The sequence below is a fragment of the Rhodopirellula sp. P2 genome, from assembly GCF_028768465.1.
Lineage (GTDB): Bacteria > Planctomycetota > Planctomycetia > Pirellulales > Pirellulaceae > Rhodopirellula.
Map to the genome: position 1 here is coordinate 2,353,798 of NZ_CP118225.1, position 15,990 is coordinate 2,369,787.

General features: G+C 57.6%; 12 protein-coding genes. 8 read left to right on the forward strand and 4 right to left on the reverse strand.

Going from position 1 to position 15,990, the window contains the following annotated elements; all coding sequences use genetic code 11:
- Window positions 1-103: 103 nt before the first annotated feature.
- The gene (gene glgP / locus PSR62_RS08400; RefSeq protein ID WP_274407330.1) at window positions 104-2,629 is read left to right on the forward strand and encodes an alpha-glucan family phosphorylase; all 2,526 of its coding nucleotides are present in this window, start codon (window positions 104-106) and stop codon (window positions 2,627-2,629) included.
- A gap of 19 nt (window positions 2,630-2,648) precedes the next feature.
- Here glgP and PSR62_RS08405 read toward each other — a convergent pair whose 3' ends face one another.
- Complete coding sequence (locus PSR62_RS08405; protein ID WP_274407331.1) at window positions 2,649-3,095, reverse strand: Rieske (2Fe-2S) protein; 447 nt, start codon at window positions 3,093-3,095, stop codon at window positions 2,649-2,651.
- A 143-nt stretch (window positions 3,096-3,238) separates the two neighbouring features.
- On the opposite strand from PSR62_RS08405, the gene PSR62_RS08410 reads away from it, so the two are divergent.
- The 7 genes from PSR62_RS08410 (at window position 3,239) to PSR62_RS08440 (ending at window position 12,812) form a co-directional block, all read left to right on the forward strand.
- Window positions 3,239-6,067: a M16 family metallopeptidase gene (locus tag PSR62_RS08410; RefSeq protein WP_338020151.1), complete on the forward strand. Its 2,829-nt coding sequence runs from the start codon at window positions 3,239-3,241 to the stop codon at window positions 6,065-6,067.
- Between the two features lie 222 nt (window positions 6,068-6,289).
- Entirely contained in the window at window positions 6,290-7,456 is a 1,167-nt protein-coding gene (gcvT, locus tag PSR62_RS08415; RefSeq protein WP_274407333.1) for a glycine cleavage system aminomethyltransferase GcvT, read from the forward strand.
- Window positions 7,457-7,572: 116 nt separating this feature from the next.
- Window positions 7,573-7,971 carry a glycine cleavage system protein GcvH gene (gene gcvH / locus PSR62_RS08420; RefSeq protein WP_274407334.1) on the forward strand — a complete coding sequence of 133 codons (399 nt, stop codon included), beginning with the start codon at window positions 7,573-7,575 and terminating at the stop codon, window positions 7,969-7,971.
- Window positions 7,972-7,975: 4 nt separating this feature from the next.
- Window positions 7,976-9,379 (forward strand): aminomethyl-transferring glycine dehydrogenase subunit GcvPA, encoded by a 1,404-nt coding sequence (gene gcvPA / locus PSR62_RS08425; protein ID WP_274407335.1) that lies wholly within the window; start codon window positions 7,976-7,978, stop codon window positions 9,377-9,379.
- A 33-nt stretch (window positions 9,380-9,412) separates the two neighbouring features.
- The gene (gcvPB, locus tag PSR62_RS08430) at window positions 9,413-10,915 is read left to right on the forward strand and encodes an aminomethyl-transferring glycine dehydrogenase subunit GcvPB (RefSeq protein WP_274407336.1); all 1,503 of its coding nucleotides are present in this window, start codon (window positions 9,413-9,415) and stop codon (window positions 10,913-10,915) included.
- A complete protein-coding gene (locus tag PSR62_RS08435) occupies window positions 10,912-11,739 on the forward strand; it encodes a lipoate--protein ligase family protein (RefSeq protein WP_338020152.1) in 828 nt (275 codons plus the stop codon). The genes gcvPB and PSR62_RS08435 overlap by 4 nt, the downstream gene beginning before the upstream one ends.
- A gap of 128 nt (window positions 11,740-11,867) precedes the next feature.
- Window positions 11,868-12,812, forward strand: a complete 945-nt coding sequence (locus PSR62_RS08440; RefSeq protein ID WP_274407338.1) for a hypothetical protein — start codon at window positions 11,868-11,870, stop codon at window positions 12,810-12,812.
- 121 nt (window positions 12,813-12,933) lie between these two features.
- Here the strand turns inward: PSR62_RS08440 and thiD are convergent, their stop codons facing one another.
- The 3 genes from thiD to PSR62_RS08455 all read right to left on the reverse strand — a co-directional run bounded on the left by thiD (window position 12,934) and on the right by PSR62_RS08455 (window position 15,883).
- Complete coding sequence (gene thiD / locus PSR62_RS08445) at window positions 12,934-13,722, reverse strand: bifunctional hydroxymethylpyrimidine kinase/phosphomethylpyrimidine kinase (RefSeq protein ID WP_274407339.1); 789 nt, start codon at window positions 13,720-13,722, stop codon at window positions 12,934-12,936.
- A gap of 7 nt (window positions 13,723-13,729) precedes the next feature.
- On the reverse strand, window positions 13,730-15,187 hold the full coding sequence (locus tag PSR62_RS08450; RefSeq protein ID WP_274407340.1) for a sigma-54-dependent transcriptional regulator: 1,458 nt from the start codon (window positions 15,185-15,187) through the stop codon (window positions 13,730-13,732).
- Between the two features lie 126 nt (window positions 15,188-15,313).
- Window positions 15,314-15,883, reverse strand: a complete 570-nt coding sequence (locus PSR62_RS08455; protein ID WP_274407341.1) for a carbon storage regulator — start codon at window positions 15,881-15,883, stop codon at window positions 15,314-15,316.
- Window positions 15,884-15,990 lie beyond the last annotated feature (107 nt).

A 15,990-nucleotide genomic window follows, 5' to 3' on the forward strand; every position in this document is an offset into this window, starting at 1 on the left:
TGGAGTTGCGTTGAGGTCTTCTGACGCTCCTTCGGAAAGTGAGCGAAGTGGGTGGGCTGGATCGCCCGGGGAAACAACGACCACAAACTCAACGAGAAGATGGATGAACTTGCCTTCTTTGCATGACCAGTTACCCACGGACATCGATGGATTCGACCTGTTGGCAGAGCTTTCGCTCGACCTGCGTTCGACTTGGAACCATGCCACCGATGAGATCTGGCGGACCCTTGATGCAGAGCTTTGGGAAGCCACTCAGAACCCCTGGGTGGTGCTGCAGGCGGCTTCTCGCGAACGGATTGAGCAGCAGCTTTCGGACCCCGATTTTCGCGAACGAGTCAACCAGTTGGTGAGAGTCCGACGGGACGCGGCGGAAGCCCCTGGTTGGTTTCAGCAATCCCATGCGGAGTCGGTGTTGAAGAGCGTGGCTTACTTCAGCATGGAATACATGCTCAGCGAGGCGTTGCCGATCTACTCAGGTGGTTTGGGAAATGTTGCGGGTGACCAGCTCAAAGCGGCCAGTGATTTAGGCGTTCCCGTGACCGGCATTGGACTGCTGTACCAGCAAGGGTACTTTCGTCAAACCATTGACTCCGATGGTGTCCAGGGAGAGTTGTATCCCTACAACGATCCCGGGCAGCTTCCTGTAACGCCGTTGCGAACCGAGGATGGGGAATGGTTGCGGCTGAAGATCAGTTTGCCTGGTCACTCGGTTTGGTTGCGTGCCTGGCAAGCCAACGTCGGGCGAGTCAAGCTGTACTTGCTCGATAGCAATGACCCCGCCAATTTGCCGGTGTACCGCAGCATCACCAGCGAGCTGTATGGTGGTGGGCCGGAGTTGCGGTTGATGCAAGAGTTGGTGTTGGGCATCGGCGGTTGGCGACTGTTGAAAGCGGTGGGGGTCAGGCCGGATGTTTGTCACCTCAACGAAGGTCATGCCGCGTTCGCCGTTTTGGAACGGGCTCGCGATTTCATGGACGAATCGGGGCAGGCGTTTGATGCGTCCCTGGCGATCACTCGAGCCGGGAATCTGTTCACGACACACACAGCCGTGGCGGCGGGATTTGATCGTTTTGATCTTCGTTTGATCGAGCAGTACCTCGGTCGCTACGCTCGTGAGCGATTGGGCATTGGTGTCCGCGAGTTGCTCACATTGGGCCGCCTCGATGGCAACGACGATTCAGAGCCTTTCAACATGGCGTACTTGGCGGTGCGCGGCAGCGGTGCCGTGAACGGGGTCAGCCGCTTGCATGGTGAAGTCAGTCGTCAGTTGTTTGAGCCGTTGTTCCCGCATTGGCCCGAAGAGGAAGTCCCAATCACGCACGTGACCAATGGGGTGCACGTGCCGACTTGGGATTCGGCGCCCGCGGATGCCCTGTGGACGAAGGCTTGTGGCCAGTGTCGATGGCGGGGCACAACGGACACGCTCGAACAAGACATTCGCGAGGTGACCGATGAGCAACTGTGGGCATTTCGGCTGGCATCGACTCACGAATTGGTTGACTACGCCAGGTCCCGGTTGTCGCGGCAACTGGCCGGATCGGGGGCGTCCGAAGAGGACGTCGAAGCGGCTCGTCACCTGTTTGACCCCGCCGCGTTGACGCTTGGTTTTGCTCGTCGGTTTGCAACCTACAAACGCCCGAACTTGTTGCTGCATGACCCCGATCGTCTGTTGAGATTGTTGTCCAATTCGGAACGCCCCGTGCAGTTGATCCTTGCGGGCAAAGCTCACCCAGCCGATCAGGCGGGACAGGATTTGCTTCGTCAGTGGATTCAGTTCATCCGTCGCGCCGACGTTCGTCCGCACGTGATCTTCATCAGCGACTATGACATGTTGCTGACCCAGCATTTGGTGCGAGGGGTCGATGTGTGGCTGAACACGCCGCGTCGGCCTTGGGAAGCGAGCGGCACCAGCGGAATGAAAGTTTTGGTGAACGGGGGCCTGAATCTGTCTGAACTGGATGGTTGGTGGGCCGAAGCATATTCACCTGATGTTGGTTGGGCGATCGGAGATGGGAAAGAGCATGGCGACGATCCGCAGTGGGATGCGATCGAGGCCAACCAGCTTTATGAGGTGCTCGAAAACGAGGTTGTGCCGGAGTACTACGACCGCAACGAACTGGGGATCCCAGCGCGTTGGCTGGCCAGGATGCGGGAAAGCATGGCACGTCTGACACCTCGGTTTTCAGCGGTACGAACGGTTTGCGAGTACACCGAGAAGATTTACATTCCGGCCGCGAATCGAATTCAATCGCGAACCAAGCTGGGCGGTGCGGCAGGCACCAATCTGGTGAATTGGAAGCATGCGTTGACAGAGCGATGGTCTTCGATTCGGTTCGTGAATGTCGCGGTCACATCGAGCGAGAGCGAGCATCATTTTGTGGTGCAGGTGGATCCCGGCGGTTTGGAAGCTGGGTGCCTGCGAGTGGAGCTTTTTGCCGATGCGATGCAAGACGGCGAGCCAGAACGATTGGCAATGAACCGTCAGGTCGACGACCAAGCGAGTCATCTTGTTTACGAGTTGTCGGTGCCGAGCACCCGACCCGCAAACGACTACACCGCCCGGATCCTGCCCCATCACGAAGGTGTCGCTGTGCCGCTGGAGCTGCCGCTGATTCTCTGGCAGCGATAGGGGGTCACTCGATTGTGCGTCACGGCAGTTGGACTTCGACCGCCGTGCCGTTTTGCCGGATCGGAAACACCGCTTGCAGCGGTTGGCGGCTGGTCGTTTGGGTTCCGGTTTCCAGTTCGTATTGCCATCCATGCCAGGGGCAAGTCACGCAGCCGTCCGCCACATGACCTTCCGCGAGCGGGCCGCCTTGGTGGGTGCAGATGCCGTCCATCGCGTACCATTGGCCCGCGTGAAAAATCACAGCGAGAATTCGATCACCGACCAAGGCTTCGCGAGCAAAGGATTCGGTGTCGGGGTTGGCGGCCAAGCGTTCAGCCAGGCCCGCTTCGACGTCCTGGAGGTCAAACGCGAGGTGCCACGGCAGTTCTGCTCGAGGCTGGCGGTTGTGATTTTGCTCGGCGAGTTCGTTGGGATACAAATCTCGCTTGGGTGGTTGCTCGGAGGGAGTGGGTTGCGAATCGTTCATGGGGTGTGTCCGTGAAAGGCGTTGGGAACGCACAGTGTGAAGTTTGCCGTCGATCACGGCGACCCCGGGGGGACACAGTTGTCGCCTCGCCGTTACAATTCGGGCGTCCCTCAGCTCACACATCACTCCAACGAGACGATCGGATGAATTTCGCAATGCTTTCACACCTGGATGTGGCGGCGGTTCCATGCCGCTTCGGTCGAAGTGCGCCCGCCATTTGGCTGGGCAGCTTGGTCGCTGCTCTCTGTTTGATTCCCAACCTCAGTTCTGCCGAAGACACGGCAAAAAAGGATTCGTCCGTGCCATCGAAACTCCATGAAGTCGAGGGGATCAGCGAATACACGCTGCCCAACGGCGTGAAGGTTTTGCTCTTTCCCGATGAGAGCAAAGAGGTGGTGACGGTCAACATGACCGTGTTCGTTGGCTCCCGTCATGAAGGCTACGGCGAAGCCGGGATGGCCCACCTTCTCGAACACATGCTGTTCAAGGGCACGCCCACACATCCGGAGGTTCCCAAGGCGCTGCAGGATCGCGGGGCGCGATTCAACGGCACGACTTGGATGGACCGGACGAACTACTACGAAACACTTCCGGCCAGCGAAGACAACCTCGAATTCGCCTTGAATCTCGAAGCCGATCGGTTGCTCAACAGCAACATCAAAGGCGAGGACCTCGAAAGCGAAATGACCGTGGTTCGCAACGAGTTCGAACGCGGTGAGAACTCGCCCATGCGAGTCCTGATGCAGCGGATCGAATCCGCTGCGTATGATTGGCACAACTACGGCAAATCGACGATTGGCAACCGCAGCGACATCGAGCGTGTGCCAGTCGTCAAATTGCGTCAGTTCTATCGCAAGTATTATCGCCCCGACAACGTGATGGTCATCATCGCGGGCAATTTCGATGTCGATCACGCCTTGAAGTCGGTCAACGACGCGTTTGGCAGTCTGCCGGTTCCGAGCACGCCGATCGATGAAACCTACACGGTCGAGCCACCCAAAGACGGGGAGCGAACGGTTGTGTTGCGACGAGTTGGCGACGTGCAAGTCGTCGGCGCCGCGTATCACATCCCCGCGGGCAGTCATCCGGATTACGCCGCGGTGAAGGCGCTCACGAACGTTTTGGGAGATGAACCGAGCGGTCGTTTGTACAAGGAAATGGTTGAAACGGAACTCGCCAGCAGTGTTTTCGCGATGTCATTTGGTTTTCGCGAACCTGGTTTGTTGATGACGATGGCGGAGGTCCCGGCGGAGCAATCCATCGAGCAGGCTCGTGCCAAATTGATCGATTTGATGGAAAACGATTGGGCCAACCACCCGATCACCGAAGAGGAGGTCGAACGTGCCAAGCAACAGATGTTGAAGGCTCGCGAATTGGAGTCGGCCAACACCGACAAGATCGCAGTCTCGCTCAGTGACTGGGCGGCCCAAGGCGATTGGCGTTTGTATTTCTTGTACCGCGACGCGGTGGAAGCTTTGACGGTTGATCAAGTCCGCGAAGTGGCCAGTCGTTATCTGAAACGAAACAATCGGACCGTGGGATTGTTCATTCCATCGGCCGAGTCAGACCGCGTCAGCGTGCCGGAATCGCCCGATTTGGTAGCGTTGCTGAAGGACTACCAAGGCCGCGCTGCGGTTACTGCGGGAGAACGTTTTGATCCTGATCCCGCGGCGATTGAAGAGCGAGTTCAACGCGGTGAATTGGCTGGCGGCATCGAATACGCTGTGCTGCCCAAGAAGACTCGTGGTGATTCGGTATCGATCTTGATGACCCTGCGTTTCGGCACTCCTGAGTCGCTCAAAGACAAGCTGGGGGCCGTTGAGCTGTTGGGAATGATGATGGCTCGTGGGACCGAAAATCTGGACTACCAGCAGTTGCAGGACGAGTGGACTCGGTTGCGTGCCGAAGTTCAGATCTACAGCTTGAAGGGCGTGTTGCAGGTGCAGGTGCAAACCAAACAAGAGTTCTTGCCGGAAGTGATTGAGTTGCTGGGCCAGATCTTCCGTGCACCTCGCCTGGAGTCTTCGGAACTGGAAGTCATGCGGCGTCAGGTCATCACGGGATTGGAAAAGAGCAAGACCGAACCGAACGCCTTGGCGCCTCGTCGGGTTCAGCAAATGCTTTCGCCGTACGGCCAGGATGACATTCGCTATGTGATGACAATCGATGAAGAGATTGCCATGTACGAAGGAACGACGATCGAGCAGATTCGTCAGTTGCATGCCGAGTACCTTGGCAACCAAGCTGGTGAGCTGGCCGTTGTTGGCAACATCGAGGTCGAGCCCACGCTGGAGCAGTTTCGAGCGATCTTGGCAGGTTGGGAGGCCGAGCAGCCATTCGAGCGAATCGTGACGCCGGCGCAGCCTGACATTCCGGGTGCGGTTGTGACGATCGAAACGCCGGACAAATCCAACGCGTTGTTGTACAGCGGCCAGCAGTACAAGCTGGCAGATTCGGATCCCGAGTACGCGTCGCTGGTGCTGGGGAACTTCATCTTGGGCGGCGGGTCGTTGAGCAGCCGTTTGGCCAATCGGGTGCGTCAGCAAGAAGGGTTGTCGTACGGTGTTCGCAGCGGTTTGACGGCAGCGAATTTTGCGGTGGATGAGAAGGTCAGCTTCACGCTGTACGCGATCACCAACCCAGCCAACAAAGACAAATTGCTTCGCGTGATTCGTGAAGAGGTCATTCGGTTGCTGGAAGAGGGGGTCACCGAAGAGGAGTTGGAGCAAGCCAAGGGGGCTTATTTGCAAGCCGAACGAATTGGCCGAACGGGTGATTCGAAGCTGGCCAGCATGCTGGTCAAATCGGTCTTCAACGATCGCACAATGGAATTTGTGGCGGAACACGAGGCGCAAATCCAGGCGGCCACTGTCGACTCGGTCAACGCGGCTCTGAAAAAGTACGTGGATCTCGATGGCTTGGTGATGGCCATCGCGGGTGACTTTGCGGCGGTCCAGCAGCCAGCAGAGTGATCTGGTCGCAGTTCTGCTGCGATCGATCTACAAAAAATGACTGAAGCCGGACCGGGCGGGTGCCAGGTCCGGCTTTTGTTGTTTACACTCGGCCCCAACATTGATCTTTTTCATCCGAGTGTTTCGTCCTTGTCCAGGGTTCCTGCTGGCCGGTGTTGTGCCAGTTGAGAGGGGATCCTCCCGATGAGGTTCGTTTTTGCCTGCGTTGTCGAGCGTTTTTATATGACAACTTCATCCACCAACGATCCTGTGGAAAATTCTTCCACCCCAGCGGACTGTCTGCAAACACCGTTGGACGCCTGGCACCGCGAGGCCGGGGCCAAGATGGTCCCCTTCGCCGGCTACTCGATGCCGATTCAGTACGAGGGCATTGTCGCGGAACACCAAGCGTGTCGAAATTCGGCCGCCCTGTTTGATGTGTCGCACATGGGCCGACTGCGGTTCGATGGTGATCACGCGGCTGAGTTCCTCGACCACATGCTGACTCGCCGAGTGACCGACATGGTTCCCGGCCAAGTTCGCTACGGCATGGTCTGCAACGCCGAGGGCGGCGTGCTGGACGATGTGTTGGTTTCGTTCTTGCAAACCCCATCGGAACGACGCTTTCACCTGTTGGTCGTCAACGCATCCAACCGAGCAAAAATTCTGGAGTGGTTCGAGCCTCACCTGGCCGACTTTCCCACCGTGACGATGTCGGATCGGACGGAGTTGACCGCGATGATCGCGGTTCAGGGGCCGATGGCGATCGAAGTTTGCAAAAAACTGTTCACGATCGATCCCTCTCGACTGAAAAATTATAGCGCGTTCATCACCGACCAATTCGCAAAACCTGTCATCGTCAGTCGGACCGGGTACACCGGTGAGGACGGTTTGGAATTGATCGTTCGCGCGGAAGAAGCCCAACGGGTTTGGGAAAACGTCTTGCTCGCCGGTCGGGAAGCTGGTTTCAAACCTGCCGGTTTGGGCGCCCGCGACACGCTGCGAATGGAAGCCGGGATGCCGCTCTACGGGCATGAACTGGACGAAACGATTGATCCGATCACCGCCGGTTTGAAGTTTGGTTGCAACCTGAAAGACCGACACTTCATCGGTGAAGATGCCTTGCGGGCCGTTGTCGAACAGGGCCGGATGCGTTGCCGAATTGGACTGCTCCCGACTGGAAAACGTCCTGCACGAGAAGGCTGTCCCGTGCTGACAGCGGATGGCGAAACGATCGGGAAAGTCACCAGTGGCGGTCCATCACCGACGTTGGGTGTTCCGATCGCGATGGCGACGATTGATGCCAAGCATGCGAAAGACGCGAGCTTCCAAATCGACATTCGTGGCAAGACCACCGAAGCGTTGCCGACCAAGTTGCCGTTTTACAAACGCCCGGTCGCTGCATCCTGATTTTTGTGGTGCGTTGTTTGACGAATGCCCGCAACCTAGCGTTGGCGATCGTTGACCGTATCATTCATTGATTCACTTTTTCCTTTCATTTTTCATTGATTCGTTAGGAGCCTCTGATGGCACGAGACCCTTCGACCCTGCGTTATGCCGAGACCCATGAGTGGGTGGACGTCCAAGAAGAAGGCGGCGACAAGTTCGCAACGATCGGCATCTCAGCGTTCGCCGTCGAGCAACTCAACGACTTGGTCTACATGGACCTTCCCGAAGTGGGCCGGCAGCTAGAAATTGGCGAAGAATTCGGTGAAGTCGAATCCGTCAAAGCGGTTAGCCCTCTGTACAGCCCGGTGGCTGGCGAAGTTGTCGCAGTTCACTCCGATCTGCCTGACAACTTGGACAACTTGAACGACGACGCGTTCGACTTTGGATGGATTCTCAAAGTCAAATTGTCAGCGGATCTGCCGGATTCGTTGATGGACTTTGCCGCTTATCAAAAACAGTGCTCCGAAGCAGGTTGATCGAATGAGTTATCTCTTTCATACCGACGAAGACCGCCGAGAAATGTTGGAATCGATTGGTGCCGAAAGCATCGATGAGATCATCAACGATCAGGTGCCCGAAGCGGTTCGGATGAAACGCCCCTTGGATTTGCCGCCCGCATGCAACGAGTTGGCGTTGACCGCCGAGATGACTCGGTTGGCAGCACGCAACGCATCGGCCGATTCACACGTGTGTTTCTTGGGCGGTGGTGCTTACGACCATTTCATTCCCGCCGTGGTGGATGAAATTGCGTCGCGAGGGGAGTACTACACCTCCTACACGCCGTACCAAGCCGAGGTCAGCCAAGGCAACTTGCAGGTGATGTTTGAGTACGAAACCTTGGTCACGCAGTTGACCGGGTTGGGCGTCAGCAACGCCAGCCTGTACGACGGTGGATCCGCTGCGACGGAAGCTGTCTTGATGGCTTTGTCGATGCAGCGTGGCCGCAACAAGGTCATCACGACCGATGTGGTTCATCCACAGTACCGTGACATCTTGGTGGCTTACCTGAAGAACATCGATGCCGAACTGGTGGTTGTCCCCTCGGACGAAAATGGGCATTCCAACCCCATGATCGATGCGATCGACGACCAAACGGCTTGCGTGTTGATTCAGCATCCGAACTTTGTCGGGCAGCTCGAATCGGTTGCCGAGATCGCTGCTGCGGCCAAAGAAGCCGGTGCACTGACGATTCAAGTGTTTGATCCGGTTAGCTTGGGACGTCTGAAGCGTCCCGGTGACATGGGCGTCGACATTGCCATCGCGGAAGGCCAAAGTCTGGGCAACCCGCTGGCGTACGGTGGGCCTTACCTGGGCATCATGGCGTGCCGAGATGAATTGGTGCGTCGCTTGCCTGGTCGGATTGCGGGACAAACGACCGACCGGCGCGGGAAACGCTGCTGGGTGCTGACGCTGCAGACTCGCGAGCAACACATTCGCCGCGAAAAAGCGACCAGCAACATCTGCAGCAACCAAACGCTGTTGGCCTTGCGAGCGACCGTGCACCTGGCGTTGCTCGGTCCGGAAGGTCTGAAAGAGACCGCGGATCATTGCATCGCGAAGACGGCTTACGCCAAACAAGTGATCGCGAAATCGGAACGATTTGAAGTGGTCGGCGAAGGGCCCTCGCTGAAAGAGTTTGTCGTGCGAGATCTCGGTGCCGATGTGGCGGGCTTGCTGGCTCATGCCCGCGACCAAGGTTTGTTGGCAGGGATCGACATGACGCCGATGTGCGTTGGTGGTTCGGAAGCCTCGGAGACCGCGGTCGCTCTGCCGTCGCGATACGAGCAGTGTTTCTTGGTCGCGGTGACTGAAAAACGTTCGCGAGTGGAGATCGATCGTTGGGCCAATGTGCTCTGCGAAGCTCCCTCGATGGCCACGGTTTGATTCTACGAAGTTCACTCTTTTATTCACGCAACCATGCGAAACCAACAATCGACTCAGCTTCTGTTTGAACTCAGCCGTGCTGGACGACGTGCTCACCGACTCGGTGATTTGGACGTGCCATCGGTGAATGTGGACGACTTGTTCGCCACAGAGGCTCTCGCCGAAACGCCTCCACCACTTCCGGAGCTGGCCGAAGGCGACGTGGTGCGTCACTTCGTTTGTTTGTCGACGCTGAACATGAGTGTCGACACGCACTTTTACCCGTTGGGTTCGTGCACGATGAAGTACAACCCGAAACGCAATGAACGCATCGCGTCGTTGCCCGGGTTCTTGAATGTGCACCCGCTGCAACATGAGTCGGGCCTGCAAGGGTTGCTGGAGTTGTTGTACGAATTGCAGGGCATGTTCGCTGAGATCAGTGGCTTGCCGGGCGTGTCGATGCAGCCTGCTGCGGGAGCGCATGGTGAGTTGGCGGCATTGTTGGTCGCGGCGGCTTACTTCCGCGAACAAGGCAGCGAACGCAACGTGGTTTTGACCGCTGACTCGGCTCACGGAACCAACCCGGCCAGCGCTCAGATGGCCGGTTTTAAAACCAAAACGGTCAAGAGCAACGCGAATGGTTTGGTGGACCTCGAAGACCTCAAAGCCAAGCTCGATGACAAGACCGCCGTGTTCATGTTGACCAACCCAAACACGTTGGGTTTGTTTGACAGTCAGATCGAAGAGATCAACCAATTGGTGCATGATGCCGGGGCCTTGATCTACTTGGACGGCGCGAACATGAACGCCATCTTGGGGATCACGCGACCGGGTGATTTTGGTGCGGACTTGATGCACTACAACCCACACAAGACTTTCTCCGGACCTCACGGTGGTGGCGGTCCCGGTGCTGGCCCGATTTGTGTTCGTGACTTCTTGGCGAAGTATTTGCCAGGTCCAATTGTGACTCGCGTTGAGAACGAGGAGGCGACCAGTGACGACGATCGCTACACCTACCACCTGACATCGCCGTCGGGCGATTCCATCGGACGTGTGCGGAGCTTCTTTGGCAACACCGGGGTGTTGGTGCGGGCGTACATCTACCTGCGGACTTACGGTGGCGATGGCTTGCGGCATGTCAGCGAAGACGCTGTGTTGGGAGCGAACTACTTGCTCAGCAAGGTCAAGCATTTCCTCGATGTGCCGCATGGCAATCGATGCATGCATGAGTTCGTGGCTTCGGCATCGCGTCTGAAAAAAGAAAAGCATCTGTCCGCGATGGACATCGCCAAGCGGATTTTGGATTACGGATTCCACGCGCCCACGGTGTACTTCCCGTTGGTGGTGGATGAAGCCGTGATGGTGGAACCAACCGAAACGGAAAGCAAGCAAACGTTGGATGCCTTCGTGGAGGCTCTCTTCCGGATCACCGAAGAAGGCGAGGAGTTGATTCACGATGCTCCCCACTCGACGCGAATCAGTCGTCCCGATGACGTGACGGCAGCTCGGCGTCCGGTATTGAAATGGACCGATGCGGCAGGCGAATCAACGACGTGAGTGAGGTGTCCTCCGTTCGTGGTCGATTGATCGAACTGGCGCAGCACGATGCGGCAGCGAACATGGCGATCGATGAAGCGTTGCTGAACAGCGTTGCGGCGGGGGCGCCACCGACGCTGCGTTTTTATGGCTGGAAACGGCCGACGTTGTCGCTCGGGTACTTTCAACCGCTGGCCGCAGCGAAGGCTTGGGCGGAGCGAACGGGCGTTGCGCTCGGGGCGGACGGCGAAGTGGATTTGGTTCGGCGGTCGACGGGTGGCGGAGCCATTCTGCACCACGCCGAACTGACCCTCTCGTTGACTCTGCCAATGAACGTGTCGGACACGGGGGCTCGCGAGGCCACCTATCGAAACGTGCACGAGGCGATCGCGGACGAACTGCGTGTCGTGAGCGTCGACGCGAAACCCTTTCGGACGTTGGGGGCCAACGCGGTCGCACGAGCGCAAGTCGATGCAGCAGTGAGTTCCAGTGCAAGCAAACCGGACGAGCCGTTCTTGTGTTTTCAACGGCGCACCGACGAGGACTTGATCGTCAGTGGCTACAAGGTGCTTGGCAGTGCACAGCGAAGAACCAAGGGAGCGTTGCTGCAGCACGGCAGTTTGCTGTGGAGCGTTTCGCCTCATGCGGATGTCTTGCCGGGGATGCAGCAGTTGGCTGGCCGGCAGTTGGACCTGGATGGATTCTTGCGGGGTTTGACGCGACGCTTGGAAGTGATCTTTGAAATCGATTGGCAGTCCGGCCCGCTGGATTCCACGGAGCGCGAAGCGGCTGAGCAAATTGTGACGCAGCGCTACGGCAATCTAGACTGGACCGCGAAGAGGTAGTGGTTGCGAATTCGTGACCGTGTTGGTGCGAAACGCGTGTTGTGGGGGAGTCCCATCCCACAGGGATAGTGGAGACCGTTACACTGCATGGATTCCACTCTGAACGTGCTCCACGCCGAAGGCATCTCATGGCGATTCAATTCAATTGTTCTTCGTGCAACGCTGTGTTGCGAGTTGGTGACGAATCGGCTGGCAAGTCGGCTCGCTGCCCCACTTGCCAAAGCGTGCAACCCATTCCTGGGCCATCTGCTGCTGCACCCAGCGATGATCCGTTTGGTGCTTTCAAATCGGAATTCAACGAACCGCCAGCCGCATCGCCGTCCAATCCTTACGCGTCGCCGGTGACGTCCCACGCATCCACCAGCGTCGCGATGGGTGGTTATCAGCCGACAGCGACTGATTTCGGAGAGATTTTCTCGCACACCTGGCAGGCCTTCAAACGCAATGTCGGCGTCTTGGTGGGGGCCACCGTGGTGGTTGGTGCGATCTCCATCCTTTTCAACATCATCACATCCATCTTGGATTCGGCTGCGGACAACAACAACCGCATGGAGTTTGTGGTGTTGTCGCTGGTGGTGAGCTTGTTGGGGAGTTGCGTCAACACTTTCATTGGGATCGGAATGGCACGGATTTGCTTGGCCACGGCTCGTTTTCAGCCAGCTGAACTGGGCACGCTGTTCAGTGGTGGCGACAAGTTTCTGGCGGTGCTGGGGGGCACGATTCTGTACATGATGGGCGCGACGTTCGGCTTGCTGTTGCTGATCCTTCCGGGCCTGATCTTCATGCTTCTGCTGTGGCCCTACTACTACTTCATTGTCGATCGCCAGTGTGGCGTGTTTGAATCCTTTTCGAAGGCGTTTGAGGTTGGCAAATTGAACTGGGTGACCTCTTTGGTCCTTGGGATTGCCACCATTGTGATTTTCATCGCCGGTGCGTTGGCGTTGTTGGTTGGCCTGTTGTTTGCGGCTCCCTTCATCGGCGTGATGTTCGCAACGACGTACCTGATGATGAAAGGGGAGCACCCTGGGCAGCCAGGCATTTCGCAACCCGGTGCACCTCAGGCGGCGTTTTAGACAGGACAGGTGTCATCGAGCATGTGAGCCGCTGCGTTGCAGCGACCACCGGCTACCGTCTTGAATCCCGTTCGGGATATCGACTCCACGGAACAAAACTGAAACGAAAGAAAACGTGGAATCAGTTGATCGGGGCGAGGAGCCCCAGCGGCGAGATGCCTGCGCCGAGTTTGGGAGCGTTGCGAATCGCAGCGTGGACGAATGATCGAGCGGTTTGCACGGCGTTGTGGAAGTCCTCGCCTTGAGCGAGGCTGGCGGTGATCGCCGCGGACAGCACACACCCGCTGCCGTGTGTCCGGTTGGATTGCAGTCGCGGTGAACGCAGCAATTCAATACCGCTGGCATCGGCCAAGCAATCGACTGATTCGTCGCCCAAGTGAGTCTTGAGCAAGACCGCATTTGGTCCCAGGGCGAGCAATTCGGAAGAGACACGGACGAGGTCCTCTTCGGTGCGGATCGGGTGTCCAACCAGTCGTTCGGCTTCAAACGAATTGGGTGTCACGAGATCCGCCAGCGGAAACAACCGCTCGATCAGCTTGGCGACCGCATCCTCGTCGATGATGGGGTGCCCGTGTTTGCTGATCATCACGGGATCGATCACCACCGGGGACGAAGCCGAAGCCAGGCAATCCGCGACCGTCTCGATCATTTCGGCATTGCCCAGGGCGCCCGTTTTGATGGCAGCCAAAGGCAGATCGCTGGAGACACTGGCCCACTGTGTCCGCACAAAATCAGTGGGAACCATCTGAATGCCTTGGACTCCCAGCGTGTTCTGTGCTGTGAGCAGCGTCACCACGCTGCAACCATACACGCCCAGCGTGTGGAACGTCTTCAGGTCGGCCTGCAATCCCGCCCCGCCAGACGGATCCGAGCCAGCGATCGTGAGCGCAACTGGAGCGGCAGCGGGCATTGGGATGTCAATGGTTGGCGAATTGGAGACGCGGGTCGTCGAGACCCAGGCGTTTCATTTTCTTGTAGAGCGTTGTGCGATTGATTTCAAGCTCGTCCGCCGTGGCAGCTCGGTTCCAGTTGTGGCGTCGAAGCGAGTGGAGAATGATTTCTCGCTCAGGACCTTCGAGCGCTTCTCGTAGGCTGCAACCGTCGAGAATGGCGGGGTTGAACGAAGACGGGCCCGTCGACGCGGTCACACCCGGGGAATGCCCGACGCTGCCGATGGAGGCATGTTGGTTGGCGGAGGTTCCGAGCACGTCGGGCGGCAAGTCATCCTTGGTGAGGACGCGATCGGTGGCCAGCAAAACAGCTCGCTCAACCACGTTTTCAAGTTGGCGAACGTTGCCCGGCCAGGCATAGGATTGCAGGCACTTCATCGCTTCGCGGTCAAAACCATCGACCTCTCGGCCGGCTGTTTCTGCAGCTTCGCGAAGAAAGTGGTCGACCAGCAGAGGGACGTCGCCAGGACGCTCGCGAAGCGAAGGCAAGACGATGTTCACGACGTTGATTCGGTAGAACAAGTCTTGACGGAACGAGCCATTGGCGACGGCTTGATCCAGGTCTTCGTTGGTTGCCAAGATGACGCGGGTGTCGACGCTGCGGGTCTCCATGCCACCGAGTGGTTCGAACTGGAGTTCTTGAAGAACGCGAAGCAATTTGACTTGCATGGCAGGTGTGGCCGTCGCGATCTCGTCGAGGAACAACGTGCCGCCGTCAGCGAGTTCGAACTTCCCTCGACGGTCGGTGTTGGCACCGGTGTAGGCTCCCGCGACGTGACCGAACAACTCGCTTTCGAGCAAGGTGTCAGGCAACGCACCGCAAGCGACTTCGATGAATGGTCCGCTGCGTCGGTTGCAACGGTTGTGGATGGCACGAGCGATCATGCTTTTCCCGGTGCCGTTTTCGCCAGTGATCAAAATCGATGCTTTGGCATCCGCGACACTGTCAATGACATCGAAGATTTTCATCATTCGGTAGTCATGGCTGAGGATGTTTTCGAGTCCACTGCGCTGATCGAGTTGTCGACGCAGGGTCTCGTTTTCCGCCTCAATTTGGCGTTGGTTCATGGCGCGATCGATGGCCAGCAACAACTCGTCATCGATGACCGGTTTGGTCAGCAAGTCGACTGCCCCAGCGCGGACGGCTTCCACCGCAGTGTTGGGAGATGCGTAACCGGTCATCACCAAAACCGGAGTCTCGCAGTGGTGGCGTTTGATGTCCTTCACCAACGTCATTCCATCGTCACCGCCCAATCGCAAGTCGGTGATCACCAATTCGAACGCGTGTTGTTTGAGTTGTTGGCGTGCGTGTTCGAGCGTGCCGGCCAGGTGGATCTCGAAACCTTCATCGGCTAGCCATTCACCCAGCGAGGTTGCCAAGTGATGGTCGTCGTCGACAAGCAGGATCGAAGCAGCGGGCATCATGGTGCGATTCCGAAGCAGGGTGTTTCGTGAGGTTGACTCCTTTTCCTAGGTCACGTTTGACGATGAGGCAAAAAAGAACACGTGTTGCTTGCGGGCTGCATGTGGGGCGTTTGCCCCGGTTCCATTTCAGGGGGCGGTGAAATAATTGGCCAAAGGGCTGCGTTTGAGCGACCCTTCGCCCGTCCGGCGACTGACCTTGCCACTGTAGACACGGAGTTCTGAGTCAGCGGACTTTTGTGAAACCGTGTCAGTTGCATCGATTGCAGCGGTCATGCGGTTCGCGGTGTTTTCGGAAGGCAACATGTGCCCGACTCGGTTGGAGGAGCCATTTCCTGCCAGTGTGGACTTGGGTGTCGACCGTTGGACGGCCGATGGTTGCGGACGATTGGCGATCGAGGCGGTGGATTGGGCTGGTTTCTTGGCCGCGGCGGGCCGGTAGGTGGCTTCGATTTCTTCAGTCGTTTTGAGCAATGCCTGCGTGGCTTCGTCGTTCAGATCCAAGTCGACCACCAATTGAGTGTCGCTTGCCTCGGCGGCTTCGCTTGCTTTCGGTTCCAGTTCGCCTCGCAGGACACGAATGTCGCGAGGTGCCGAGATGCCAAGCCGGACTTGGTTGTTCCGAACCTTGATCACAGTGATCTTGATGTTGTCGCCGATTACGATTTGTTCGTCGATTTTTCGAGTGAGAACCAACATGGCAGTTTCCTTTGCCCCAGAAGAGAGTCGTTATGAAGAGCGGACCGTTGCGACCCGCGGTTGTGATGAGGGACTAATGCAACGGGGATGCCAAACGGGTCTGGAAT

Coding starts and splice junctions, on each gene's coding strand:
- PSR62_RS08405 (WP_274407331.1), bottom strand. CDS start 3,095: ATGAACGATTCGCAACCCACTCCCTCCGAGCAACCACCCAAGCGAGAT.
- gcvPB (WP_274407336.1), top strand. CDS start 9,413: ATGCGAAACCAACAATCGACTCAGCTTCTGTTTGAACTCAGCCGTGCT.
- glgP (WP_274407330.1), top strand. CDS start 104: ATGAACTTGCCTTCTTTGCATGACCAGTTACCCACGGACATCGATGGA.
- PSR62_RS08450 (WP_274407340.1), bottom strand. CDS start 15,187: ATGATGCCCGCTGCTTCGATCCTGCTTGTCGACGACGACCATCACTTG.
- PSR62_RS08455 (WP_274407341.1), bottom strand. CDS start 15,883: ATGTTGGTTCTCACTCGAAAAATCGACGAACAAATCGTAATCGGCGAC.
- gcvPA (WP_274407335.1), top strand. CDS start 7,976: ATGAGTTATCTCTTTCATACCGACGAAGACCGCCGAGAAATGTTGGAA.
- gcvT (WP_274407333.1), top strand. CDS start 6,290: ATGACAACTTCATCCACCAACGATCCTGTGGAAAATTCTTCCACCCCA.
- PSR62_RS08440 (WP_274407338.1), top strand. CDS start 11,868: ATGGCGATTCAATTCAATTGTTCTTCGTGCAACGCTGTGTTGCGAGTT.
- gcvH (WP_274407334.1), top strand. CDS start 7,573: ATGGCACGAGACCCTTCGACCCTGCGTTATGCCGAGACCCATGAGTGG.
- thiD (WP_274407339.1), bottom strand. CDS start 13,722: ATGCCCGCTGCCGCTCCAGTTGCGCTCACGATCGCTGGCTCGGATCCG.
- PSR62_RS08410 (WP_338020151.1), top strand. CDS start 3,239: ATGAATTTCGCAATGCTTTCACACCTGGATGTGGCGGCGGTTCCATGC.